The organism is Bartonella sp. 11B (assembly GCF_002022625.1).
Lineage (GTDB): Bacteria > Pseudomonadota > Alphaproteobacteria > Rhizobiales > Rhizobiaceae > Bartonella > Bartonella rochalimae.
The window spans coordinates 1,406,099-1,431,757 of the sequence record NZ_CP019783.1; the positions used below are offsets into that span (position 1 = coordinate 1,406,099).

Below are 25,659 nucleotides of genomic sequence, written 5' to 3' on the forward strand. Positions count from 1 at the left end.
CACTAATACTTTATCCACGATTAACATCAATGCAACTTATATAGTATTAGCTTTCAACATCTGTGAGCGTATCATCATTCTTAAACTATCTATCGATTTCAAGAGACCATTTTCTTCATAATACCAAAATGTCCAACCATTACAACTTTGCGAAGCCTGAGCCTTTCTTCCTATCATATGAATAGATCCTGCTTCACCATCATACATAATAGTTCCATCAGCTCTGACAAGAGCAGATACTTCTTTCTTCTTATCATAAAGGATACTTCCAGGATAAAGCAATCCTGCATCCAGCAAGCTAGAAAATGCTATGCGTGGTTCTGCCTTTTTTGTTTTTAAAATTTCTAATTCTGATTTAGCTAAAGGTTTAACTGCAGCAATTCTCTCGGAAGCTGCATCAATATAATGTTGCTCGCGTTCAATTCCTACAAAATCACGACCTAAAAGTTTGGCAACAGCACCTGTTGTTCCCGAACCAAAAAATGGATCAAGAATAACATCACCAGGTTTGCTAGAAGCCATAATGATACGGGCCAGTAAAGATTGAGGCTTTTGTGTTGGATGTAATTTACGTCCTATTTTATCTTTTAAGCGCTCAGCACCTGTACAGAGAGGAAACAACCAATCTGAACGCATTTGTCTATCTTCATTGGCAGCTTTTAAAGCATCATAATTAAATATATATTTTTTATCTTTTTGATCTCGAACAGCCCAAATAAGCGTTTCGTGAGCATTTTGAAAGCGACGCCCTCGAAAATTCGGCATAGGATTATTTTTTCGCCAAATAATATCATTAAGCATCCAAAAACCCAAATCCTGTAATGCTGTACCAACTCGAAAAATATTATGGTAAGATCCAATAACCCAAATTGTCCCATTAGGTTTTAATACACGACGACATGCAAGCAACCATGCACGTGTAAAAGCATCATAAGCAGCAAAACTTTCAAACTGGTCCCATGCGTCATCAACTGCATCAACGCGTGAGTAATCTGGACGATACAAGACACTCTCTAATTGCAAATTATAAGGAGGATCTGCAAAAATTACATCAACAGAATGTTTAGGAAGTTTTTCTAGTACTGCAACACAATCTCCTTTAAAGATTTTATTACGCCACTGCGTCTGTGAAGAAGTACAAGCCTGATTTTTTTGTAGCTGAACAATTGTCATAAAAAACTCAACAATACGAACGGAAATGATCTATAATTAAAATGATTAATTAATCTAATCGTCGTCTATCTTCACAAAATAGAGTAAACGTATCGTTAAGCTAATTTAAATTTATTTTATTCAATGCAAGAAAAATAATTTAATATTGATAAATCTTTATTTTACTCCTTTGTATTATATTGTTCATATTATCAAACTAATGAAAACAATCTTTCAAAATATATCTTTATAAAACGAAAGCCTTTCAATATCATTTTATGAAAATTCTTAAGCGCATTATAATAAGGAATATCTTATGCTACAAATTGATCTTATTATTTTTGATTGTGATGGAGTTTTAGTAGATTCTGAATATCTTGTAGCAAAAATTGGATCACAATTGCTTAAAGAAATCGGATATAAAATATCACCTGAAGAACTAAGCGAACGCTATTCAGGACTTATTTTTCAAGACATTCTAAAAAAAGTTGAACAAGAAATTAAAAAACCAATTTCTGCTAATTTCATAGATAGAATGGCACATCTGTTTCGCATACAAATGAAAACTGAATTACGTATTATTAATGGTGTCAAAGAGGTAATAGAAATTATTAAACCTCATTATCCGTATTGTATTTGCTCAAATGCAAGGAGTGCAGATATAAAAGATATGCTTAACACTGTTAAACTCTATCACTTTTTTGATAACAAAATATTTTCTGCACCCGAAGTTGGAACAAAAAAACCAAAACCTGCACCTGATGTCTTTCTCTTTGCAGCACAAGAATTACGTGTACAACCAGAAAATACTATTGTTGTAGAAGATTCTATTCATGGTGTACACGCTGCTACTTCTGCAGGAATGCGTGTTATCGGCTTTACTGGAGGCTCCCACAGTTATCTTGGCCACTCTAATGCTCTTATAGAAGCTGGCGCTGAAACGGTTATTACAAAACATGCGCATTTACCGGAAACCTTAGAAGCAATGAAAATATGGAAAGATTCACAATAATAAAAAGATATCTCCAACATATATTAGCTCATATACTCTCTCAGTAATTTTTGACTAAAAAATTTAAGAATTACTATTAAAAACTAGGATCTAGTCGTAAAATTTAAGAGCATCCTATCATCATAAAAGGGTAAAGTCATACAAACTAAAAAATGAAAACTATCAAAATAAAAGATAAATTGATACGAATAATTCATAGAGGAATTAATCATTGCAATGAACATTATTAATATCCTTGCATGAATAGTGATCAATAGCATCTATGAAAAACACCTATAAGTAATATAATATCATTCTCTATATCGATGAAAATTGATTTTTTTCTAATTTTGAACATCTATTAACTTGAAAGCCAAAAATTTAAATTAATTTAGACTTCCAAGATTATTGATATTGCAATCTTGAATTAAGCCGTTTCCAAAATAATAAAAAATGACTCAAAAATATTTTTCTCTATCCTTTAACAAAACAAATCATATTCACAAAACTACCTGATAATTGATAGCGTGTCTCAAGACAGCGGTTATCTCACTAATCTACATACAGAAATTGCACTCAAAATCGCTCATCACAATAAATAATCACATATCTTTCATGATGATTACTCTTACTACCGCTCACATTCCTCAATCATCTAATATTACGTTAGTCTTATTCATCTACCATGACTAATTTTTCTAGAAAATCTCATAAATTATGGAAGGCACTTTACAAATCATTGCTAATAATGGAAAAAATAGTAAAAGACTATTTTCTTTAAAATCGCGTGCATCTTATTATAGCTAGCTGCATTTATTTAAGGCAAAAACATTCCAATGCCGTTATATTGTGTATTTGGTTGATTAAATGGAGTAATAATACATGGGTGTAGATATCAGCCGCCTCAGTAATGGTTTGACTATCGCCACACATAAAATGCCACAAATTGAAAGTGTAGCGCTTGGAATATGGGTTAAAGTTGGTTCACGTAACGAAACCTTTACACAACATGGCATTGCGCATCTACTTGAACATATGGCTTTCAAAGGAACAGAAAACCGTACAGCTTTTCAAATCGCAACTGATATTGAAGATGTTGGTGGAGAGATCAATGCTACCACAAGTATTGAAACAACTGCCTATTTTGCACGTGTTCTTAAAAAAGATATTCCCCTTGCTATTGATATTCTAGCCGATATTATGACATGTTCAAAATTTGACGAAGATGAATTAGAACGTGAAAAACAAGTCGTTTTCCAAGAAATTGGCGCTACTTGTGATGTTCCTGATGATATCGTTTTTGACTATTTTACTGAAACCGCTTTTCGTCATCAATCTCTTGGTCGTTCTATTTTAGGAACACAGAAAACGGTTCAATCATTTACATCAGCTGATCTTCACAATTTTATGAAACAACAATATAGTGCAGACCGCATGATCGTAGTTGCTGCAGGATCTGTAGAACATGAAAGTTTTTTGCGCCAAGTGGAAAGTTGTCTTGGCACTTTCCAACCCCATTCAACAGCTCCTTTAGTTAATCTTGCTAATTATACCGGTGGTGACTTTCGCGAATATCGTGATCTAATGGATACGCAAGTTGTACTTGGTTTTGAAGGACGCCCATATCATGCGCATGATTTTTATGCGGCTCAGATTCTTTCAATCATTCTTGGAGGCGGTATGTCATCACGCTTATTCCAAGAAATAAGAGAAAAACGCGGATTATGCTATTCTATTTATGCTTTCCATTGGGGATTTTCAGATACTGGGCTCTTCGGTCTTCATGCTGCTACCGGACAAGAAGGATTAGAAACACTTCTACCAGTTACTCTTGATGAGCTCTGTAAAATAAGCAAAAATATTCATATAAATGAACTTCAACGAGCGCAGGCACAATATCGCGCTAATCTTACAATGTCACAAGAAAATCCATCTAGTCAAGCACATCTTATCGCTCGCCAAATGCTCCTTTATGGTAGACCAATTCCAATCTCTGAAATGACTGAATGTGTAGAACTTATTACCTTAGAACAACTCACTGATCTAGCTAAACATCTTTTTATCAATTCTAAGCCAACTTTAGCAGCTGTTGGACCTATTGAACCGCTCATGAATTTTAACGATTTAGTATCAACTCTTTCACCTAATATGAACTCTCTTCTCTAAAAGAAATAAAGAATACACCTTCATAAATTAGATAAAATGATAATTTGATATGCACAAATTACTTTAAAACCCTATCCCCACATATCTTTAATGAAAATTATCACAAAAATTTTTCTTATTAGATTAAATAAGTTTTATCAAAAAAGCGAGCAAAACTGGCTAATGAATACTCCACATAGATAACTTAACCAACAAGAGTATATTGCGTAAAATCTAATAATAAATGGTTAAATAGCTGAATTTTTCCTTTTAAAAAGGACAAAATTCCGTTAATTTTGAGACTCATTAGTACGAGCAGATATCTGATCTATTTTTTGTATAAAATCTGTGTGATTTTTTCAAAAGAATAATGACAACCGCTCTTTATAAAAATAACAACTAATCAAGTGGAAGAATTTTCTCGAAAGTCTCGTTTGAAATTCAAGAGCTTCAAATACTGAGAGTGAGGCAACGTGAAGAGTTTTGGTAAAATAATCAATACCGTTCTTGTCATAATCATTAGTCTTTTTGTATGCCTTTCATCAGTACAAGCAATCGAACCAATCAAAATTTCTCCTCAGGATATAGCTCTTGATTTGTCCAAAGCTATTGAAATTCATCACACCAATAACCCTATCTTCCAAACCAGCACAGCACCAGGGCCAGATGGTATTATATGGCGTATTGAAGTACAAGCAAAAAGTGAAAATTTTTCTGGAAACTGGGCAGTATTTTCCCTTGCAAATCCAACAGATGAACAAATTGACCGTCTAATTGTTGTTCCCCATTATCGTATGGCTCATTCAGGTTTTCTTTGGCCGAATCTTGGATCAGTACGGATCCAATCTATAACTCCAAGTGCAGGTTTTTCTCTTGATCGTCAAACGAATGCAAATGCAGATATTTTTCGTATCACTCTTAATCCTAACACTGTGATTACATTTGTTGCAGAATTAAGCTCTAAAAATCTACCACAGATCTACTTATGGCAACCTGAAGCTTACAAAGATACCATTAATTCTTATACACTTTATCATGGCATTCTTCTTGGTATATCAGGACTTTTAGCGCTCCTATTAACTATTTTATTTGTCGTTCGTGGAACAAGTCTTTTCCCCGCAACAGCTGCTGTTGCTTGGGCTGTTCTTTTTTACATTGGTATTGATTTCAATTTTTGGAATAAACTCTTTGCAATTACACCAATAACAGAACCAATTTGGCGTGCTGGTACAGAAGTTGCACTTGCTGCAACACTCTTTACTTTTCTGTTTACTTATCTTTGCCTTAATCGTTGGCATTATCACTTTAGCTATGGTGCAATTATATGGATTATATCTTTCTGCGGACTAGGAGCATTTGCTATTTATGATCCTACTAGAGCAGCTGGAATTGCTCGCTTATCATTTGGACTTACAACCATACTTGGTATTATATTGATCAGCTATTTTTCAATCCGTAAATATGACCGTGCAATCATGCTTATTCCAACATGGTTGTTAATTAGCTTTTGGTCTCTTGAAGCTTATGCATGCATAATAGGATATTTAGATAATGATATTGTTCCACAAGCTCTAGCTGGAGGACTGGTGCTGATTGTTCTTCTTATCAGCTTTCTTGTCATGCAACAAACGTTTTCTAATGATGCTTTCCATGAGGGCATTTTTTCCGATCTCGAACGACAAGTTCTGGCAGCTAGAGGAGCTGGAAGTATTATTTGGGACTGGAATGTCGAGCGTGACCGGATTGTTGTTCACCCAGATATGACAAGCCTTTTTGGTAAGCACGCCCGCAAACTCAACGGTACTATGAACGACTGGATTTTAGCCTTGCATTATGATGATCGCGAACGCTTTCAGGCTGTTTTAAATATCATTCTTGAAAATAAAACAGGACGGATTGATCAGATTTTTCGGATCTCCTCCGGTGGTGGTCATTATCATTGGTTTTCTCTCCGTGCACGCCCAGCTATACAAAAAGACGGAAAAATTACCCGTGTTATCGGAAGCATTCTCAATATTACCAATCACAAAAAAGCCGAAGAACGTTTACTACACGATGCAATTCATGACAGCTTAACCGGTCTTCCTAACCAACAAATTTTCCTCGATAGATTACAAAATTATAGCTCTTTAGCTAAAGCAAATATAAAAATTAAACCAACAATTTTTATGATTGATTTTGATAATTTTCGTCAAATTAATCATAAACTAGGTATAGCGGTTGGGGACACAGTCCTCTTGATAATTGCACGTCGTTTAAGCCGCCTTATTAACCTGCAAGACACCTTATCACGCCTTTCCGCAGATCGTTTTGCAATTATTTTACTCAGCGAAACAGAACCCAAAAAAATTGCAATGTTCGCAAATCATCTGCTCAAAACAATTTCAGCACCCATTACTCTTGAAGAAAAAACTATAACGCTTTCCACATCCATTGGCCTGGCTACATGGAGTGATAACAAATCAACTGCTCAAAATATTTTCAATGACAGTGAACTAGCAATGATCCATGCAAAACAAATGGGTGGTAATCACATTGAACCTTTCCGCCCGAGTTTTCGTACTTTAGATCTCGAACATAACAATATCAAAAAAGACATTCATCATGCTATCGAACGTAATGAAATAAAAATCCTCTATCACCCTATTCTTAATTTATCAGATGGAAACATTATTGGTTTTGAAACAATCGTAGAATGGCAACACCCCAATCATGGAAATTTAAATATCCACGATTTTATTAAAATCGTAGAAAGTGAACAACTCATTATGGATTTAGTACAATTCATCGTTGATCGCGCGCTCGTAGATCTTATAAATATACAAGAAAAATGTGCTAAACATCCTTTCTTTATCTCTATCAATTTGCCAAGTGCAGAAATGATTCATCCTGATTGTATACGTCAAATACGCTCTGCTCTTCTTCGCAATCCGGTTAGTAAAGGACGATTGATGATAGAAATATCTGAGCTTGTTTTAAGAAAAAATCCTGAACAATCAGCTCATTTTTTTGAAGAGATTAAAGCACTAGGAATGAATCTAGCATTAGATAATTTTGGAACAGGTTATTCATCACTTACATATCTTGTCCGTTATCCATTCGACATGGTTAAATTAGATCGTTCACTTATCTCTATCGATTCACATAAGAAAAAACTTGTACTTAAATCAATTATCAGAATGGCTACTGATCTTAATTTACAAATCATAGCAGAAGGCGTAGAAAATGAAAAAGAAGCTATTTTCTTACGACAAGAAGGTTGTAAGTATGTTCAAAGTACGACCGTCACTAAACCAATTGCTGTTGAAGAATTGATTGCTCTTGTTCAAAACCACTTCTCTCATACCTATAATTAAGAAATGTTACAAAATGAATGACTATGCATGACCTGGTTTAGAAATAAGAGAAGTTGGACTAATTCCCATGCGAATAAGGCTTTCATCATACTTACTACTGATATCACTTTCAAAAAGAAAGCTAGGAGATGTAGGACTAATCAACCAACCATTTGCATAAATCTCTGTTTCAAGCTGTCCTGCTTTCCATCCGGCATACCCCAAAGCTATAAGAGCATGTTCAGGCCCCCTCTCACAACTCATGGCTTTTAATACACCAAGGGTTGTAGTAAGACAAATTTTGTCTGTAACAGAGATAGTTGCTTCACAAGCATAATCATCTGAATGCAGTACAAAACCACGAGACGTATCAATAGGTCCACCACAGCGTATTGGAAATTTTTTTATTGGCTCGGAAAGATAATTTTTTTGATTTTGGTTAATTACACCCAGTTGAAGCAAAAGTTCAGGAAAATTAATATCATGTAACTGATTAAGAATAATTCCCATAGCACCAGCATTAGAATGGGCACAAATGTAGATAACAGAACGAACAAAGCGCTTGTCATTCATTCCAGGCATTGCTATGAGCAACTGTCCATTTAGAAACCCTTCATGCTGTTTCATAATTTGATAGCCTCCATAATTCAATTTTTTGACTTCAATTAAGTCAGTATCAGTAGAGAATAAAGATCAAATGAAAAAATTGCAAATATTTCAAAATTTACAAAAAATTCCAAATCGTTTTCAGAAAAATCTCTTATTAATTTTGAAAATAATATTTGTATTTTTAGGATTTTTCTACTTTCTTGTTAATTCTCAAGCAGAACAAAAACCACATCTTATTGCAACACCTTGGCATGAATCAGAGGGTGGCTATGCTAGATTAGCTATAACTTCATCTTCTCTTTCTGAGACAAAAAGCGGCATTATTGAAATTACGTTAAAACCAAAATGGAAAACCTATTGGCGAAATCCCGGAAATTCGGGGATGGCACCCTTTTTTAATTTCAACCAACAAGTCTCTTATGAAATTTTTTATCCTACACCACAACTCTATACAACAGAAAATGATTGGTCATTAGGTTATAAAAATAAAGTCGTACTACCCTTTAATATCTCTGGTTCAGATGAAAATCTAAGTGGTTCTTTAACCCTTGGAATGTGTAATGAAATTTGTATCCCCTTTACTATCGATTTTAATTTTTCCTCATCGACTCAAAATAATACATCTCTTTCTCTATCCTTATTAAAAAAAGCCCAAGATGCTTTACCCCGTACAGCCGATAATGCATTTAAAATACATGCTGAAAAAAATGGAAATACCCTCTTAATAAAAATAAAAAATAATAAAATAATCACACCTTCTGCTCTCTTTTTAGATGGAAAAACAATGCAGATTGGACCAGCAAAAAAAATAAGCGATCACCAGGGATATACGGTCTTCAGTGCTCCAATATATTTTGATTCAGATGAATTAAATGAAACAGTTTTTTATACTATTTCTTACCAAGATCATGCCTTCAGTGGAACATTTGCAATAAACACATAATCAAACCGTACTGTCATTCCATGAGATAAAAAATTATATCGAAAAACAGCCATTTTCACGATATTCAGTAATTGCTTTACGTGCGAGTGCGTCTGCGCGCTCATTATCTGGATGACCTGCGTGTCCTTTTATCCAGTGCCATCTGATATCATGTTGAGAACAAGCATAGTCAAGGGCTTGCCATAACTCCATATTTTTAACAGGATTTTTCGATGCAGTACGCCAATTATTTTTTTTCCATCTCTCAACCCAGGTAGAAATCCCGTTACGCACATAAGCTGAATCCGTATAAAGATCAACCAAACATGATTCTTTCAGAGCATTTAACGCGCGAATCGCCGCCATAAGTTCCATCTGATTATTGGTCGTATATACTTCTCCACCATAAAGCTCACGTTCATGACCATTCCAGCGTAAAATTGCTCCCCATCCTCCCAAACCAGGATTTCCTGAACAAGCACCATCTGTATAAATTTCAACAACTTTTTTTCGATTTAACATAACAAAAACAAAACTCTATCTCAGCCAACAAGTTCACATTACTGCAAAAATAAAGTTCAAACCAATATTTTAATGATTTTTTTGAAGAACAAAACTATCAAGAAATTCATCTCGTTAATTTTAGAAAGGTATAAGTAAAAAGCATAAAGCCACATTACGTCATAACCTATCAAGCAGCAATAACATACATTAAAATTGCAAAACTATATCTCCTTTCCAATACAACAAATTATAATATTATTACCTTTTAAAACAATTCTTATAACAAGAAAGGCTATATCGGATATAAATGCTGTACAGAGATATATAAAAGATAAATTATTTTCTAAAAAATGCTTGTCATAAACATTAAAGCGAATAGTCACTCTATTTTATAAAACTCTAGACTTCCAACATCCTCTCTTTTCCTTGTTTTTAAAAGCAAACCTATTGAGTAACGTGGTTTAAATGCCTTAGATTATATCCCCTATAATTGCGCCTATTTTTCTTTTATTTGATGAACACTGTTATCGTTATTTTCATCTTTCAGTACTTCTGCTCGTCCTTTAATAAAAGCTATATCTTGAGAAGATAGGCTGATATCACGTAATTCACGATTCACTAAAAATGTTTCCGTTTCAACTAAAGTTTCAGCCAATTCTATTGTAACATCATAACGTGCACGAAACGCTGTGATGATTTCATCAACAATAATTTCAGGAGCTGACGCTCCTGCTGAAAGACTAATGACTGAAAGAATACCTAGATTATCAAAATCAATTTCATTAGCACGCTGAATTAAAATAGATTGACGCGCACCAAATTTCTCAGCAACTTCCACCAAACGTCTAGAATTAGATGAATTCGGTGAACCAACAATTAAAAATAAATCACTTCCTAACGCTGCTGCCTTAACAGCATCTTGCCGATTAGTGGTAGCGTAACAAATTGATTCAGCTGCTGGAGCTGCTAACGCAGGAAAACGCTGTTTTAATATATTAAGAATCTCTGCTGTATCTTCAACAGAGAGTGTTGTTTGTGTTACAAATCCTAATTTATTTGGATTATTTGGTTGATAATATAAAGCATCTTCTACCGTTTCAATCAATGTAACATTCTCTTCTTCAAGCTGCCCCATAGTTCCAATTACTTCAGGATGACCAGCATGACCAATCAATATAACATGACGGCCATGACGTTGATGACGAATTGCTTGCTTATGGACTTTAGAAACTAATGGACATGTCGCATCAAGATAAAATAGATTGTAACGAACAGCATCTTCTAGTACAGACTTTGGTATACCATGAGCAGAAAACACAACAGGTCGACTACGATGCCCTTCAGGTATCTCACAAAGTTCTTCAACAAAAATGGCTCCTCGTTGCTGCAATCCCTCAACAACATAGCGGTTGTGTACAATTTCATGACGGACATATACTGGAGAACCATATTTTTTCAATGCAAGAATAACAATCTGGATAGCACGATCAACACCAGCACAAAACCCGCGTGGCCCACAAAGGCGAATTGTTAAAGGGGGCAGTACAGACACAATTGATCCTTAATATCCATAAAGTTTCACCCCAACTACCACATATCACTGTAATATATCATTGTTACTTTATAAACAAAGAGTATAAAGAGAAAAACTAGACGATTCCTATTTCCTATTAAGACTGCTAATCATCATTTATCTAAAAAATGGTGCAATAAACACTAGCCACAACTTCTTTTTTCACGAAATAAAGCATTAATAAATCACCATTCTTGCTAAGATCAGAAAAACGACTGTACATACCACATAAATCCTTGATCAGTAAAACCTAATTAAGGACCTTTATATCATGACCTTCTCATACCAGAGATAGACTAATGGAATGAATACCCACAAGGTCCCTCATCTTGAAATAAATATATTGATTTTATTAGGAAAACGTGGGCCCGGAGGGACTCGAACCCCCAACCAAGCGGTTATGAGCCGCTGGCTCTAACCAATTGAGCTACAGGCCCCACAGAGATTTTCTCTAAACTAAAATATCCTATTATACAAGAGCTTGCTTTAATTATACTTCGTCTTTTTTTCTTTCTTCTCGTTTTTTTTTCTTTCAGCGCCCTAATTCCTTTACAATAAATACAAAAAATGGGAAAGTAATAGAATATATATATATTATAAGGATTGAACATGACTAAAATGATTTTCCAACTGTTGAAGGTCTACCGAATTAAGTTGTCGATATTGACTGTATTATCTCTACTCACTACTTCATGCTTCGTACATGCGGAAGAAACAATAAAAAATGCACCAACAATTACAGTTACAGCAACCGGTGAAAACCAAGCAACACCAGACATGGCGATTATCAATCTAGCCGTTGTGACTCATGATACGACTGCTCAAAAAGCATTAGCAGCGAATAATAAATTTATGAATGATATTTTAGATACTTTTAAAAATAATGGCATTCAAGCAAATGACTTGCAAACATCAGGCTTATCTATTTACCAAACGAACTCAGATAAAAAACAAGAAAAAAAGAACAATGAAATAACTTATCATGTTTCAAATTCTTTAACAGTAAATATCCGTGATCTGGCCAATGCTGGTAAAATATTTGATCAAGCAATGGCACTTGGTGTGAATTCTGTTAATGGAATTACCTTTACCAATGCCGATACAAAGCCATTGTATAAAGAAGCACGTAAAAAAGCTGTTATTGAAGCTATTGCAAAAGCAGAAACCTTAGCTCAAGCAGCCAACGTGAAATTAGGAAAGATTATTACAATTAATGAAAGTAATAACGAATATTATCCAACACCACGCCTTATGAGTAGAGCACAATCTGCAAGCTATGCAGATACAAACTTTTCAGGAGGTGAATTGAATTATCATGTTAGTGTCACTATAACATTTGCTATAGACGACTAATCATCAATCATTGAGTAAAATAATTATATCATCGGTTTTTATAAAGAATTCCGGTGATATATTGATAATAAGATTCCGTAGATGATAATTCATCGTCATGAATTTTAATCTGCTCACGTGCAGAAAATTGAGTTTGATGTACCGTTTGAAAATCTTTTGAGATTAATGGATGCCACCACGGAAGATCTTTACCCTCACTCACCAACCTGTAAGCACAACTTTCTGGCAACCAACGAGCTGTTTTAATCGTAGCAATATCTAATAATATACAATCTGAAATAATTGATTTACGGTGAGTATAATTTTTACATTGACAAGTATCTTTATCTAAAAGACGACAAGCAATACTCGTTGCATAAATGTCACCAGTATCGTCATCTTCTAATTTATGCAAGCAACAACACCCACAACCATCACAAAGACTTTCCCACTCAGTAACAGACATTTCCTCTAATTTTTTCCTTTTCCAAAAAGGAAGTTCCTTACTCATAAACAGGATCTACTTTTTTCATAAGACAATTCTTTTAAAGGATAAAATCAATAAAATTTGATCTAGTACGCACAACATATTTTTATTTATCTTTTAAAAACGCTGTTCTTTTTAATTAAGAATCAAGAAAGCTCCGTAATTTGCGTGAACGGCTAGGATGTTTCAACTTACGAAGTGCCTTTGCTTCAATCTGACGAATACGCTCGCGGGTCACTGAAAATTGTTGGCCAACTTCCTCTAATGTATGATCAGTATTCATTCCAATACCAAAACGCATTCTTAAAACACGCTCCTCACGTGGTGTTAATGAAGCAAGAACGCGCGTTGTTGTATCTCGTAAATTAGCCTGAATAGCCGCATCAATTGGTAACAATGCATTTCTATCTTCAATAAAATCACCTAAATGAGAAGCATCTTCATCACCAACAGGTGTTTCAAGTGAGATAGGTTCCTTCGCAATTTTAAGCACTTTTCGTACTTTTTCTAACGGCATAGAAAGCTTGCTAGAAAGTTCTTCTGGGGTTGGTTCACGTCCAATTTCATGTAAAATTTGGCGTGATGTACGAACAATTTTATTAATTGTCTCAATCATATGAACAGGAATACGAATAGTCCGTGCCTGATCAGCGATAGACCGTGTAATCGCTTGACGTATCCACCACGTCGCATAAGTTGAAAACTTATATCCACGCCGATATTCGAATTTATCAACGGCCTTCATCAAACCGATATTGCCTTCCTGAATAAGATCAAGAAATTGTAAACCACGATTAGTGTATTTTTTAGCAATGGAAATAACAAGACGCAAATTAGCTTCCACCATTTCCTTTTTAGCGATATTCGCTTCACGCTCCCCTTTCTGTACTTGCGTAACAATTCGACGAAATTCACTAATTGAAATAGCAGTTTCTTGCGCGAGATTTTGTATTTCATTACGCAAACTCTGAATGACTTTAGCTTCACAAGTTGAAAATTCTTTCCAACCACGTCCTGATAAAGTTGCAATATAATTAACCCAATCAGCGTCCAATTCACGACCTTGATATTCTCTTAAGAAATCTTCATGCCCAATCCCATAGTTACTAGCAAGCCTCTTCAACTTACCTTCGCTCTGTATCAACCGCTTATTGATATCATATAATTGCTCAACTAATGCCTCAATACGGTTTTGATTTAAAGAAAGAGATTTTACTGCTTGGATTAAAGCATCTTTCAATTCAGTATATTGTTTTCTTTGTTCCGATGAAAGAGGTTCTGCCTTACGATGTGATAAACTGCTTTCAACTTGTTGATCTTGTAGCTCACGTAATTTTACATAAGTTTCAGCGATAAAATCTAAAGTCTCCACAACCTGAGGACACAACTCATGCTCCATTGCTGCAAGCGATAAATTAACTTCGTCATCTTCTTCGTCATCATCTTCGCCCCCTATCTCTTCTCCAAGATCATTCATATCACGCATGCTAGAAGATGATGTTTCTTCTTTTATTTTTTTGACTTCACTTTCATCAATAATAGGAGCCTGCTTCGCTTCTGGACCAGAATAAGTCATCTCAAGATCAATAATTTCACGCAGAAGAATACGCTGCTCTTGCAACTCTTCACGCCAAATAATTAAAGCTTGAAATGTTAAAGGGCTCTCACAAAGACCGGAAATCATCGTTTCACGTCCAGCCTCAATACGTTTAGCGATAGCAATCTCACCCTCACGCGAGAGTAATTCAACGGCTCCCATTTCACGCAAATACATACGAACTGGATCATCAGTTCGGTCGGCTACTTCACGTTTAGATGTTGTTGCAACCGCATAATTTGTGGCTTCTACTAAATCGCCACCTTCTACTGTAATTTCTTCCTCATATTGTCCAGATTCAATTTCATCTTCATCATCTATAACGCTAATACCCATCTCAGAGAACATTGCCAATATATCTTCAATTTGCTCAGACGTGAATTCTTCAGAAGAAAGAGCTGCATTCAACTCATCCATCAACACGTAGCCATTTTTTTTGGCAAGTTTCATCATTTTTTTGATAGCATCATCGGAAAAATCAAGAAGAGAACCATCCGAGCTTACTTTGCCCATTTCTTCCACATTATCTTTTTGTTTAACCTTTGTTGCCATACTGTTAACTCCACTTGATCACTAGGTAGGTTCGTGTGATCAGCTTATTATTCTTACTTAGCGCATTAAAATTTTTATATGCACTGTTTACAGGATTAATCTTTTATTCAAAAAGACACACTTTTATACACACCTTTTCACGCAAAATCACGGGAATACTATAGAGATCAGCCCAATACATCTCAGTCTTTCTGAGATAATATCTGCACCACATAGTAAGAACCAATTTCCCGCTTTTCCTAAAATTTAGTCATTATTCTTCACAAAAACGTCATTTCAATAATTAAGGCTTTTATATCAGACTTCGTGACTGATTCGCTTTTAAAAAGCGAATCATTTTATTCTATTTTGGTTTGCCCTCATCTATTTTTTCGCAAAACCAAGATCCGAATCCCTCAATTAAAGCCTCTGTTGCCTGTGTTCGTTCCAATTCAGCTTTCACCTCACGAAGTAGATCAAAAACTTCATCTCTAGGATTTTTTATGAGTTCCTCTTCGATATCTTGTAGTCTTTTATGTAGGTGGTGTTCTTGAAGATGCAAGTAGATAGCTTGTTTTAATACAGCACGAGCATCTTCTACAGGAGCACCTCCAAAAGTAATCCGCATACCAACTCTTTGCACAAGGTTATCTATATGCTCTAAAATACTTTTTTTCCCTTTTTCTTCTAAAAGTACAGTCATTGTTTCTTTATCACATAACTGTTGATTTCCAAGAATTTCCAACATGGACTGATGCAAACTCATTAATTGATCATTTTTTAATTCTAATTCTGCAAAAACGTCAAAATTCTCGTACCACAGTTCAGGATAATAAGCTAAAATCAGCAAAATAACTGCTTCACGCAAAGGAATGAAATGTTTTGAACTACGAACTATATTAGAATTTTCTAATGCAGAAAAAGATTGGTCTTTAAACATTCCATCTTTTTGATTTTGAATATATTCTCCTTGCTTCTTTTGCTTTAATAAAGATGAACGAAAAAACGCAAAGAGCCGTCTTTTGATATCTTGAAAATAATAACGATGTATATCTTTATCCTTAATTGTTGCTATCTGTTGTTTTAGTTCTCGCTCCAATGCAGCGCGTGCTTCTGGAGTTGTAAAATGTTTTCCGGAAGTAGCACGCCACCATAAAAGCTCAATCAATGGAATTGCTTTTTGAACAAAAGAAGAAAAAAGATGCGCATCTCCTGTACGAATAATTTCATCTGGATCTTTACCATTTGGCAATAAAACAAAACGCACAGACTTTCCTGCTTTTAAAAGAGGAAGTACACGATCAGCAACACGGAAAGCAGCTTTTAAACCGGCATTATCTCCATCAAAACACAAAATCGGATCAGACTCCATTTGCCATAAAAGTTCAATTTGCGTTTCTGTTAATGCTGTTCCTAAAGGGGCAACTACTTTTTCAAAACCAACCTTAGTTAAAGCAATGACATCCATATAGCCTTCAACAACCAGAACAGAACATGCTTCTTTTTTTTCTGAGGCACGGCTATTTTTACGGACAGATGCCGCATTATAAAGCATATTACCCTTATGAAAAAGAACCGTTTCAGGACTGTTTAAGTATTTTGCTCGTGCATTTTTATCTAACGAACGCCCCCCAAAAGCAACCACACGGCCACGTAAATCTTCAATAGGGAATATAATGCGATTTCTAAATCGATCATAGGGAGTAGAAATATCTTCACCGGATATAAGGAGGCCACAATCCTCCATTTGCTTTAGTGAAATACCACGCGCACTCAACGCATCTTTCAAAGTTGTACGTCCTATCGGAGCAAAACCAATCTGAAAACGCTTTGCAAGTTCTAATGTAACACCACGTTCATCAAGATAATGGCGTGCTTGGGCACCAATTTGATGATGTAAGTTATTTTGAAAAAAATCCGTCGCTATTTTCATAACATCATAAAGATCATTTTTTTTCATTTCATCTTTATGATTCTGTAAATCAAAGGCAGGTAATTTCATACCTGCAAAATTAGCCAAACGCTCTACAGATTCCGAAAAGCGCAATCCATCAAGTTCGCAAAGAAAGGTAAAAATATCACCGCTTGTATTACAACCGAAACAATAATAACGACCCCGACGATCATCACAATGGAAACTTGGAGTCTTTTCACCATGAAATGGACAACAGCACCAAAAATCACCACGTGAAGGTTTACTTTTTTTTTGATCAAATATCACCCTTTGACCAATAACCACTGAAATTGGCAACCTAGCGCGAATCTCATCAAGAAAATCAGGCGGAATACGCATTATCTCTCACAGAGTTTAAAAATTCTTTATTTGCATTTTAGTTACTTTGAAGCATAATTCCAATACTTCATCTTAAATAAGAAATGAATAATCAAAATGGAGATAAAGTACAGTGCCTAAATTTCTTGTTCAATATCCATCACTAGAAATGGTTTCTTGGTTAGTCGTTCTGATTCTTATTGCACTTTTAGTTAATTTTTTAACACGTATCTTACTTATTCGCGGAAAAAAACACCTCACTGCGTTCCTCCATCACAATACAATTACTGATATTGAAAATATTACTAAGTACATAGCTCATATTGCGTCGGCTTTTATTCTTTCAACTGGCATCAATTTTATATCTACATTGCCCAATATTCTCAGTACAATTATCCGAAATGTCTCCAATGCCTTTATCATTTTTATCGTTGCTTTAACAATTTCTGCTCTTTTTAATATCATTAATACCTTTTATGAACAAAGACCTGCAGCAAGGTTAAAGCCAATAAAAGGATACATTCAAATAGCTAAAATTGCACTTTTTACGCTTACTGCTATTTTTATATTGGCCACATTAATAGACCGATCGCCTCTTATTCTTTTTTCTGGTCTTGGTGCAATGGCAGCTGTTTTGATTTTGATCTTTCAAGACACATTACTTTCTCTTGTTGCAGGAATTCAAATCTCATCTACCGATATGGTACGTGTTGGAGATTGGATTGAAATTCCTAATCTTGGTGCAGATGGTGATGTCATTGAAATTGCCCTTCATACTGTAAAAGTTCAAAACTTTGATAAAACAATTACCACAGTTCCTATCCGTAAACTGGTAACTGATCCTTTCAAAAATTGGCGTGGTATGCAAGAATCAGGTGGTCGACGTATCAAACGATCTTTATTTATTGATCAAGCAAGTATCCGCTTTCATACAAAAAAAGAAGAGGAATATTTAGCACGATTTAATCTCCTAGAAAACTACTTTGCACAAAAAATACCTGAAATTAATGAATGGAATACTCGCTTAGAAAAAAATCATGATATACCAGCAAATACTCGCCGTTTAACTAATATCGGTACTTTTCGGGCTTACGTATTATCTTATTTAAGAGAGCATCTAAATGTCAAAAAAAACGCAACTGTAATGACACGGCAATTACCTCCTACGCCGAATGGTTTACCTTTAGAAATTTATTGCTTTACGAATACCACCATTTGGGAAGAATACGAACAAATTCAAGCTGATATCTTTGATCACCTTTATTCTGTTCTTCCTGACTTTGGCCTTAAAATTTTCCAAAATCCATGTGGTTATGATTTAACACGCGCAAGCTATAATGTTAAAAATACATTAAAAACAAAATAATGAACTTTAATCACGTTTATTCTTTTAAAAAACTTGTCGCTATAAAATAACAATCTATTCAATTAAAAAGAACGAAGAATACTCCAAAATTCTTATCTAAGAGATCCTTTTGCATAAATAAATAGCTAATCCTTCATTTTTTTGAAAGAATAATTATCTTTTCTGTATAGATTGAATTCAATCATTGCTTAAGAAAATCAACACAAAAAACCATCATAAAGCTTTAAACAACAAGCTCTCTTTAAATAACACAATGCATAATTCTTGACCTTGAAACAACTTACTCTAATTTCTACTGCAGTTAAACATAACAGTTTAAGTTTAGACATAGGAGAGTGGAATGGAAAATACATATATCAGTTGGATCTTGGCTATTATTATTGGTGGACTTTCAGGTTGGATTGCACAATATTTTATGAACAGCCGAACAGGGATGTTTTTAAATATTATCTTAGGTGTTGTTGGTTCTGCATTAGCCAGTTTCCTTCTAAGCTTTTTAGAAATCAATTTTGCTGGTTGGCTGGGTTATCTCATTTCAGGTTTTATTGGAGCCTGCATCCTTATATGGATTGGCAGAAAAGTTCGATCATAAAATAGTGTTCTCTATTGCCTTTTAAAGCAAATAAAACTCTATTTTTGTTGTGAAACTGTAACAATAACAACTCGGGGCATAATTGTCCCGTTTACAGCTTTTTACAGCATTACCGATTATAAACAATGACGCCTTGCAGAGCGTTTCTTTACCATATCTCTATTTTTCCAACTTGTATATTGAATTTTCTTTCAAATCTAACAAAACCCTATGTAATGGTTTTCTCATTATTCCAATAAGACAAAGCCCATAACTCCTCACTGTTTTTTTGCTTCATTCTAAGGAATTAATGTCTCTAAATAGTTTTAGAAAACTCAAATCTGGATCTTTACCTCTTTATAAAATATCCTTATACTTTAACTCTAAGTAAAAATTACAATGTATAGCATTAATTATAGTTGCATGGTTTTTGCGTGACTTTGAGTATTACGCCTTCAAATAGCAAATTGTGAGCCCAAACAATGACACAAACCATCTCGCTTCCCAGTCCTTGGAGCACAAATAAGCCTACAGCTCTTTTAGTATTAGCCGATGGTACAGTAATCGAAGGTAAAGGTGCGGGTGCTACAGGAATTGTTGAAGCTGAAGTATGTTTTAATACCGCCATAACAGGCTATGAAGAAATCCTCACAGATCCATCATATACAGGACAAATCGTTAATTTCACTTTTCCTCATATTGGTAATGTAGGCACTAATCGAGAAGATATTGAAGATCTTACACCTCTCAATTACCATGGTGCAGTTGGTGCTATTTTCAAAGCAGATATTACTGGTCCTTCTAACTACCGTGCACATGAAAATCTAAATCAGTGGCTTAAAGAACGAAAAATTATTGCACTTTACGATATTGATACACGAGCATTAACCACTCTTATCCGTGAAAAAGGTGTACCCAATGCGGTCATTGCCCATGATCCAAATGGAAATTTTGATATTAATGCTTTAAAAAAGCGTGCACAAAAATGGTCTGGTCTTATCAATCTTGATCTTGCAAAAGAAGTAACGTCAAAACAATTAATAGAATGGAATGAAAACCCGTGGATATGGAATAAAGGATATAGTGTAAATAGCAAACGTAATTTTCACATTGTTGCAATTGATTATGGCATTAAACGCAATATTCTTCGCCTTATATCGGCCTTGGGTGCACACATAACTATTGTGCCAGCATCTACAAATGCAAATGAAATTTTATCTATGAATCCCGACGGTATTTTCCTTTCTAATGGTCCAGGAGACCCAATTGCTACAGCCAAATATGCTGTTCCAACCATCAAAACATTCATTGATTGCAACATACCACTTTTTGGCATATGCCTTGGTCATCAGCTGCTGTCTCTTGCCGTAGGAGCGAAAACTATAAAAATGCATCAAGGGCATCATGGCGCCAATCACCCTGTTAAAGACTTTACTACTGGCAAAGTCGAAATTGTATCAATGAATCATGGTTTCACCGTAGATAAAACATCGCTACCACAACATGTTGAAGAGACACATATTTCTCTCTTTGATGGTTCAAACTGCGGCATTCGAATTATCGAAAAACCGATTTTTTCTGTTCAATATCATCCTGAAGCTTCGCCTGGACCTCAAGATAGTCATTATCTTTTTCACCATTTTCGCAACTTGATTATGGATTATAAAAAATAACCTAATCATATAGTTTTAGTATTTAGACTTTCTTTATCATTCGTATAAAGGCTTGTATTTTCTGCAAACTGGTATGAATAAGTCCCGACCATTTATCAAAGATACTTTATTAGACATGTAATTATAAAAAGATAATTTACCATAAACTCCTATAACTCTAAATACAGTGCTATCGTTATTCTTAAACCTATCTAGTACAAAATCCACCTAAACAGTATTACAGCCAAAGCTAGCTTTATAGTTATATTTTAAAAAACGTTATATTTGAAATATCATAATACTAATCACCAAGGCATACACAAAAAAACGTATTTACTAATGTATAATATAATAATGCTTCAAAACATATTTTTACAATACATGTTAGATTAACAAAAATAACGCTTTATATATCTTCTATTTCAGCTAACATTGCTGAAATCAACTCATGCTTTCATCTTTTGCGTTTGAAAATTATTTAACCATTATTTATAAGAGCACACTGTTTTCAAGCATTATCCCCAAAGAAAAAATATAAAAAAGTATTTTATGGATTACTTTCTTTATCTATTAACCTATAAAACGAGTTTAGCCAACATTCTAATTTCTGCCTACCGCAACTACGCATAGGTGCTTGCTATAGGAAAAAGCCATGCCAAAACGCACAGATATAAAATCTATTCTTATCATTGGAGCAGGACCTATTATTATTGGTCAAGCATGTGAATTTGACTATTCAGGAACACAAGCCTGTAAAGCTTTAAAAGAAGAAGGCTACCGAATTATTCTGGTGAACTCTAATCCTGCCACCATTATGACTGATCCGGATTTGGCAGATGCGACCTACATCGAACCAATCACTCCAGAAATAGTTGCTAAAATTATTGCTCATGAACGTCCAGACGCACTTTTACCAACCATGGGAGGACAAACAGCACTTAATACTGCTTTATCCTTAAAGCGCATGGGAATTTTAAATCGCTACAATGTTGAAATGATCGGTGCCAATGCTGACGCTATTGATAAGGCAGAAGATCGTGCTCTATTTCGCAAAGCAATGGCAAAAATTGGTTTAGAAACACCGCGTTCTATGTTAGCGAATGCAACTGAGCTCAAAGAAGAAGATCGTCGATTATATGAAAAAGCATATAATAAACTTAAAAATGAACTTTCTGGCGATGCACTTGATCAAGCATTAGAAAAGCTTGAGCAAGATTGGAATAATGCAGAAGCCAATCGCAAGCAACATTATATAGCTCATGCCACCGCAAAAGCGGTTCAAGCTCTTGATATTATTGGACTTCCAGCCATTATCCGTCCCTCATTTACACTTGGTGGTACAGGGGGCGGCATTGCGTACAACCGCTCTGAATTTTACGAAATTATCGAACGTGGACTTGAAGCTTCACCAACAACAGAAGTGTTGATTGAAGAAAGTATTCTGGGATGGAAAGAATACGAAATGGAAGTTGTTCGTGATCACAAGGATAACTGTATCATTATCTGTTCCATTGAAAACATTGATCCTATGGGTGTTCATACCGGTGACTCTATCACTGTTGCTCCTGCTCTTACTTTAACCGATAAAGAATACCAAATTATGCGGAATGCCTCAATTGCTGTGCTCCGTGAAATTGGGGTTGAAACCGGTGGATCTAACGTACAATTTGCCGTCAATCCTGAAAATGGCCGCTTAATTGTTATTGAAATGAATCCACGCGTTTCTCGTTCTTCAGCGCTTGCTTCAAAAGCCACCGGTTTTCCAATTGCAAAGGTAGCAGCTAAATTAGCAGTTGGTTATACACTTGACGAATTAAAAAATGATATTACGGGCGGTGCAACACCAGCATCATTTGAACCTTCTATTGACTATATCGTCACCAAAATCCCTCGTTTTGCCTTTGAAAAATTTCCTGGTTCATCGCCTGTCTTAACTACCGCAATGAAATCTGTTGGAGAAGTTATGGCAATCGGTCGTACTTTCCAAGAATCTTTACAAAAAGCACTCCGTGGACTTGAAACAGGTCTTACGGGTCTTGATGAAATCATAATCCCTGAACACGCTGAAGGTGATGAAAAAAATTCTATTCGTTCGGCTATTGCTATCCCAAGTCCTGATCGTTTACGTTATGTAGCGCAAGCGATGCGTATGGGTTTATCCCTGAATGAAATCCATCAAATAAGCAAAATTGACCTATGGTTTTTGGAACAAATAGCGTCCATCATCGAAACAGAACAACGTATTCGTGTCCATGGACTTCCCCATGATGCAGATAATTTACGCATGTTAAAAGCTATGGGTTTTTCAGATGCGCGCTTAGCAAATCTTTCTGGAAAAACACCAGATGATATTTTTACCTTACGCCAATCCCTAAATATTAGACATGTTTTCAAACGCATTGATACCTGTGCAGCCGAGTTTTCTTCACCTACAGCTTATATGTACTCAACATATGAAAGACCTTTTGCAGGTACGGAGTGCTCAGAAGCAAATATTTCTGAACGCAAAAAAGTTGCTATTTTAGGTGGCGGTCCAAACCGAATTGGCCAAGGTATTGAATTTGACTATTGTTGTTGCCATGCAGCTTTTGCTTTGCGTGATGCAGGCTTTGAGGCTATCATGATTAACTGTAATCCTGAAACTGTTTCAACAGATTATGATACCTCTGATCGTCTTTATTTTGAACCTTTAACAACTGAAGATGTTTTAGCAATTTTAAAAACAGAGCAAGAAAAAGGTGAATTAGTCGGAGTTATCGTTCAATTTGGTGGACAAACACCGTTGAAACTAGCAAGCGCACTTGAAAAAAATAATATTCCTATTTTAGGCACCTCACCTGATGCTATTGATCTTGCAGAGGATAGAGATCGTTTTCAAAAATTGTTGTGCAAACTTAATTTAACACAACCCAAAAATGATATTGCTTATTCAATTGAACAAGCACAACGCATAGCTCATGAGCTAGATTTTCCATTGGTCGTACGCCCCTCTTATGTTTTGGGTGGACGTGCTATGCAAATTATTCGAGACAAGCGTGACTTGCAGCATTATTTGTTAGAAATAGTCCCTGAATTAGTGCCAGAAGATATAAAAGCTTGTTATCCCCACAACAAGACAGATCAGGTCAATACATTACTTTCTAAAAATCCGCTTCTATTTGATACCTATCTAACAGAAGCTATAGAAGTTGATGTTGATTGTTTGTGTGATGGAGAAGAAACGCTTGTTGTCGGTATTATGGAGCATATTGAAGAAGCAGGTATCCATTCTGGTGATTCAGCGTGCTCTCTACCAGTTCGCACACTTTCATATAAATTAGTTAATGAATTAGAAAAACAAACAAAAGCTTTAGCAAAAGCACTACATGTTTGTGGCTTGATGAATGTACAATATGCTATCAAAAATGAAACAATTTATGTCCTAGAAGTGAATCCTCGTGCTTCACGTACTGTTCCATTTGTTGCAAAAACTATTGGTCGACCAATTGCTAAAATCGCGACACGTATCATGATCGGAGAAAATCTCCAAAGTGCACTCAACGCTTATGGTGGAATACCGTCTACACAGAAAAGACCACATATTGCGGTTAAGGAAGCAGTCTTTCCTTTTTCCCGTTTTTCAGGTGTAGATACACTGCTTGGCCCTGAAATGCGTTCAACAGGTGAAGTAATGGGACTTGATTATGATTTTGCACTTGCCTTTGCTAAAGCGCAGCTTGGAGCTGGTGTTGATCTTCCTAAAGAAGGCACCTTATTTGTTTCTGTGAAAGATGAAGATAAAGAACGTATCTTAAAGTCTGTCAAGTGTTTAAGCGAGCTTGGTTTTTCTATTTTAGCAACAATTGGAACACAAAAATTTCTTGTCGAAAATGGCATTAAAGCAGAAAAAATTAATAAAGTTCTAGAAGGCCACCCTCATATTGAAGACGCTATTCGTAATCTAAAAGTTCAATTAATTTTCAATACAACTAATACTGCGAGTGCCATTTCAGATTCCAAATCATTGCGCCACGCAGCACTTATGCAAAGAGTTCCTTACTACACAACAGTAGCTGGCGCTGAATCCGCAGCACAGGCTATTCGAGCACTCAAAACTAGCAATCTTGAAGTGTGTTCTTTGCAAAATTATTTTACTTAAAAATTTCCCTGCGTACCCAAAAATGTAATATCTTTATTTTCTTTATCAATCTTTGATGAATATAACAAAAAATCAATAGGGCTTGCTTTATATCGAAAAATCTTTTATAGTTTTTCACATCGTATTTTCGGTTACGCGATCTTTCTTTTCTGTGCAATCGCACTTCTGATGAAATCTCTCCTGCCTAATTTCGATTTAAACTCGTATTGAGAAATTTAAATCTCAATACATAATATTATATATACTAAGGAGTTTCCTATGTCTAAAGGAACAGTTAAATGGTTCAATACAAATAAAGGTTTTGGTTTCATTCAACCCAATGATGGAAGTGCAGATGTGTTTGTACATATTTCTGCTGTTGAGCGTTCTGGTTTACACAACTTAAATGAAGGACAAAAAATCTCTTATGATGTTCTTCAAGACCGCCGTTCAGGAAAATTTGCTGCTGGAAATCTTTCTGCTCTTTAAAATTTGAGCATTCT

The 25,659-nt window shown here is 35.2% G+C and carries 17 protein-coding genes and 1 tRNA gene; 10 read left to right on the forward strand and 8 right to left on the reverse strand.

Annotated elements, in window-relative coordinates:
* Positions 1-36 precede the first annotated feature (36 nt).
* Entirely contained in the window at positions 37-1,173 is a 1,137-nt protein-coding gene (locus tag Bho11B_RS06075) for a site-specific DNA-methyltransferase (protein ID WP_035006997.1), read from the reverse strand.
* A 295-nt stretch (positions 1,174-1,468) separates the two neighbouring features.
* Here Bho11B_RS06075 and Bho11B_RS06080 point away from each other — a divergent pair, with 295 nt between their 5' ends.
* From Bho11B_RS06080 to Bho11B_RS06090, 3 genes are all read left to right on the forward strand, one after another.
* Entirely contained in the window at positions 1,469-2,164 is a 696-nt protein-coding gene (locus Bho11B_RS06080; RefSeq protein ID WP_035006995.1) for an HAD family phosphatase, read from the forward strand.
* 861 nt (positions 2,165-3,025) lie between these two features.
* Positions 3,026-4,309: a pitrilysin family protein gene (locus Bho11B_RS06085; RefSeq protein WP_078673906.1), complete on the forward strand. Its 1,284-nt coding sequence runs from the start codon at positions 3,026-3,028 to the stop codon at positions 4,307-4,309.
* Positions 4,310-4,761: 452 nt separating this feature from the next.
* Positions 4,762-7,644 carry an EAL domain-containing protein gene (locus Bho11B_RS06090; RefSeq protein ID WP_078673907.1) on the forward strand — a complete coding sequence of 961 codons (2,883 nt, stop codon included), beginning with the start codon at positions 4,762-4,764 and terminating at the stop codon, positions 7,642-7,644.
* A 21-nt stretch (positions 7,645-7,665) separates the two neighbouring features.
* Here Bho11B_RS06090 and Bho11B_RS06095 read toward each other — a convergent pair whose 3' ends face one another.
* Positions 7,666-8,250: a YqgE/AlgH family protein gene (locus tag Bho11B_RS06095; protein ID WP_035006991.1), complete on the reverse strand. Its 585-nt coding sequence runs from the start codon at positions 8,248-8,250 to the stop codon at positions 7,666-7,668.
* 70 nt (positions 8,251-8,320) lie between these two features.
* Here Bho11B_RS06095 and Bho11B_RS06100 point away from each other — a divergent pair, with 70 nt between their 5' ends.
* Positions 8,321-9,175 carry a protein-disulfide reductase DsbD domain-containing protein gene (locus Bho11B_RS06100; RefSeq protein ID WP_078673908.1) on the forward strand — a complete coding sequence of 285 codons (855 nt, stop codon included), beginning with the start codon at positions 8,321-8,323 and terminating at the stop codon, positions 9,173-9,175.
* Positions 9,176-9,208: 33 nt separating this feature from the next.
* On the opposite strand, the gene rnhA is transcribed toward Bho11B_RS06100, so the two are convergent.
* The 3 genes from rnhA to Bho11B_RS06115 form a co-directional block, all read right to left on the reverse strand.
* Positions 9,209-9,676 carry a ribonuclease HI gene (gene rnhA, locus Bho11B_RS06105; protein WP_035006987.1) on the reverse strand — a complete coding sequence of 156 codons (468 nt, stop codon included), beginning with the start codon at positions 9,674-9,676 and terminating at the stop codon, positions 9,209-9,211.
* Between the two features lie 478 nt (positions 9,677-10,154).
* A complete protein-coding gene (ispH, locus tag Bho11B_RS06110) occupies positions 10,155-11,210 on the reverse strand; it encodes a 4-hydroxy-3-methylbut-2-enyl diphosphate reductase (RefSeq protein ID WP_035006985.1) in 1,056 nt (351 codons plus the stop codon).
* A 384-nt stretch (positions 11,211-11,594) separates the two neighbouring features.
* A tRNA-Ile gene (locus Bho11B_RS06115) sits at positions 11,595-11,668 on the reverse strand.
* Between the two features lie 172 nt (positions 11,669-11,840).
* Between Bho11B_RS06115 and Bho11B_RS06120 the strand changes: the two genes are divergently transcribed.
* On the forward strand, positions 11,841-12,584 hold the full coding sequence (locus Bho11B_RS06120) for an SIMPL domain-containing protein (protein ID WP_078673909.1): 744 nt from the start codon (positions 11,841-11,843) through the stop codon (positions 12,582-12,584).
* Between the two features lie 28 nt (positions 12,585-12,612).
* Here Bho11B_RS06120 and Bho11B_RS06125 read toward each other — a convergent pair whose 3' ends face one another.
* The 3 genes from Bho11B_RS06125 to dnaG all read right to left on the reverse strand — a co-directional run bounded on the left by Bho11B_RS06125 (position 12,613) and on the right by dnaG (position 17,471).
* On the reverse strand, positions 12,613-13,074 hold the full coding sequence (locus Bho11B_RS06125; protein WP_035006982.1) for a YcgN family cysteine cluster protein: 462 nt from the start codon (positions 13,072-13,074) through the stop codon (positions 12,613-12,615).
* A gap of 115 nt (positions 13,075-13,189) precedes the next feature.
* The gene (rpoD, locus tag Bho11B_RS06130; RefSeq protein WP_078673910.1) at positions 13,190-15,199 is read right to left on the reverse strand and encodes an RNA polymerase sigma factor RpoD; all 2,010 of its coding nucleotides are present in this window, start codon (positions 15,197-15,199) and stop codon (positions 13,190-13,192) included.
* A gap of 343 nt (positions 15,200-15,542) precedes the next feature.
* Positions 15,543-17,471, reverse strand: coding sequence for a DNA primase (gene dnaG, locus Bho11B_RS06135; RefSeq protein ID WP_035006978.1), 1,929 nt, complete (start codon positions 17,469-17,471; stop codon positions 15,543-15,545).
* A 112-nt stretch (positions 17,472-17,583) separates the two neighbouring features.
* On the opposite strand from dnaG, the gene Bho11B_RS06140 reads away from it, so the two are divergent.
* The 5 genes from Bho11B_RS06140 to Bho11B_RS06160 all read left to right on the forward strand — a co-directional run bounded on the left by Bho11B_RS06140 (position 17,584) and on the right by Bho11B_RS06160 (position 25,645).
* Entirely contained in the window at positions 17,584-18,816 is a 1,233-nt protein-coding gene (locus tag Bho11B_RS06140) for a mechanosensitive ion channel family protein (RefSeq protein WP_035006976.1), read from the forward strand.
* A gap of 340 nt (positions 18,817-19,156) precedes the next feature.
* On the forward strand, positions 19,157-19,408 hold the full coding sequence (locus Bho11B_RS06145; protein WP_035006973.1) for a GlsB/YeaQ/YmgE family stress response membrane protein: 252 nt from the start codon (positions 19,157-19,159) through the stop codon (positions 19,406-19,408).
* Between the two features lie 461 nt (positions 19,409-19,869).
* Entirely contained in the window at positions 19,870-21,060 is a 1,191-nt protein-coding gene (carA, locus tag Bho11B_RS06150; protein WP_035006970.1) for a glutamine-hydrolyzing carbamoyl-phosphate synthase small subunit, read from the forward strand.
* A gap of 631 nt (positions 21,061-21,691) precedes the next feature.
* Positions 21,692-25,177 (forward strand): carbamoyl-phosphate synthase large subunit, encoded by a 3,486-nt coding sequence (gene carB / locus Bho11B_RS06155; RefSeq protein WP_035006969.1) that lies wholly within the window; start codon positions 21,692-21,694, stop codon positions 25,175-25,177.
* A 258-nt stretch (positions 25,178-25,435) separates the two neighbouring features.
* A complete protein-coding gene (locus Bho11B_RS06160; protein ID WP_035006968.1) occupies positions 25,436-25,645 on the forward strand; it encodes a cold-shock protein in 210 nt (69 codons plus the stop codon).
* The last annotated feature ends 14 nt before the right edge of the window (positions 25,646-25,659 follow it).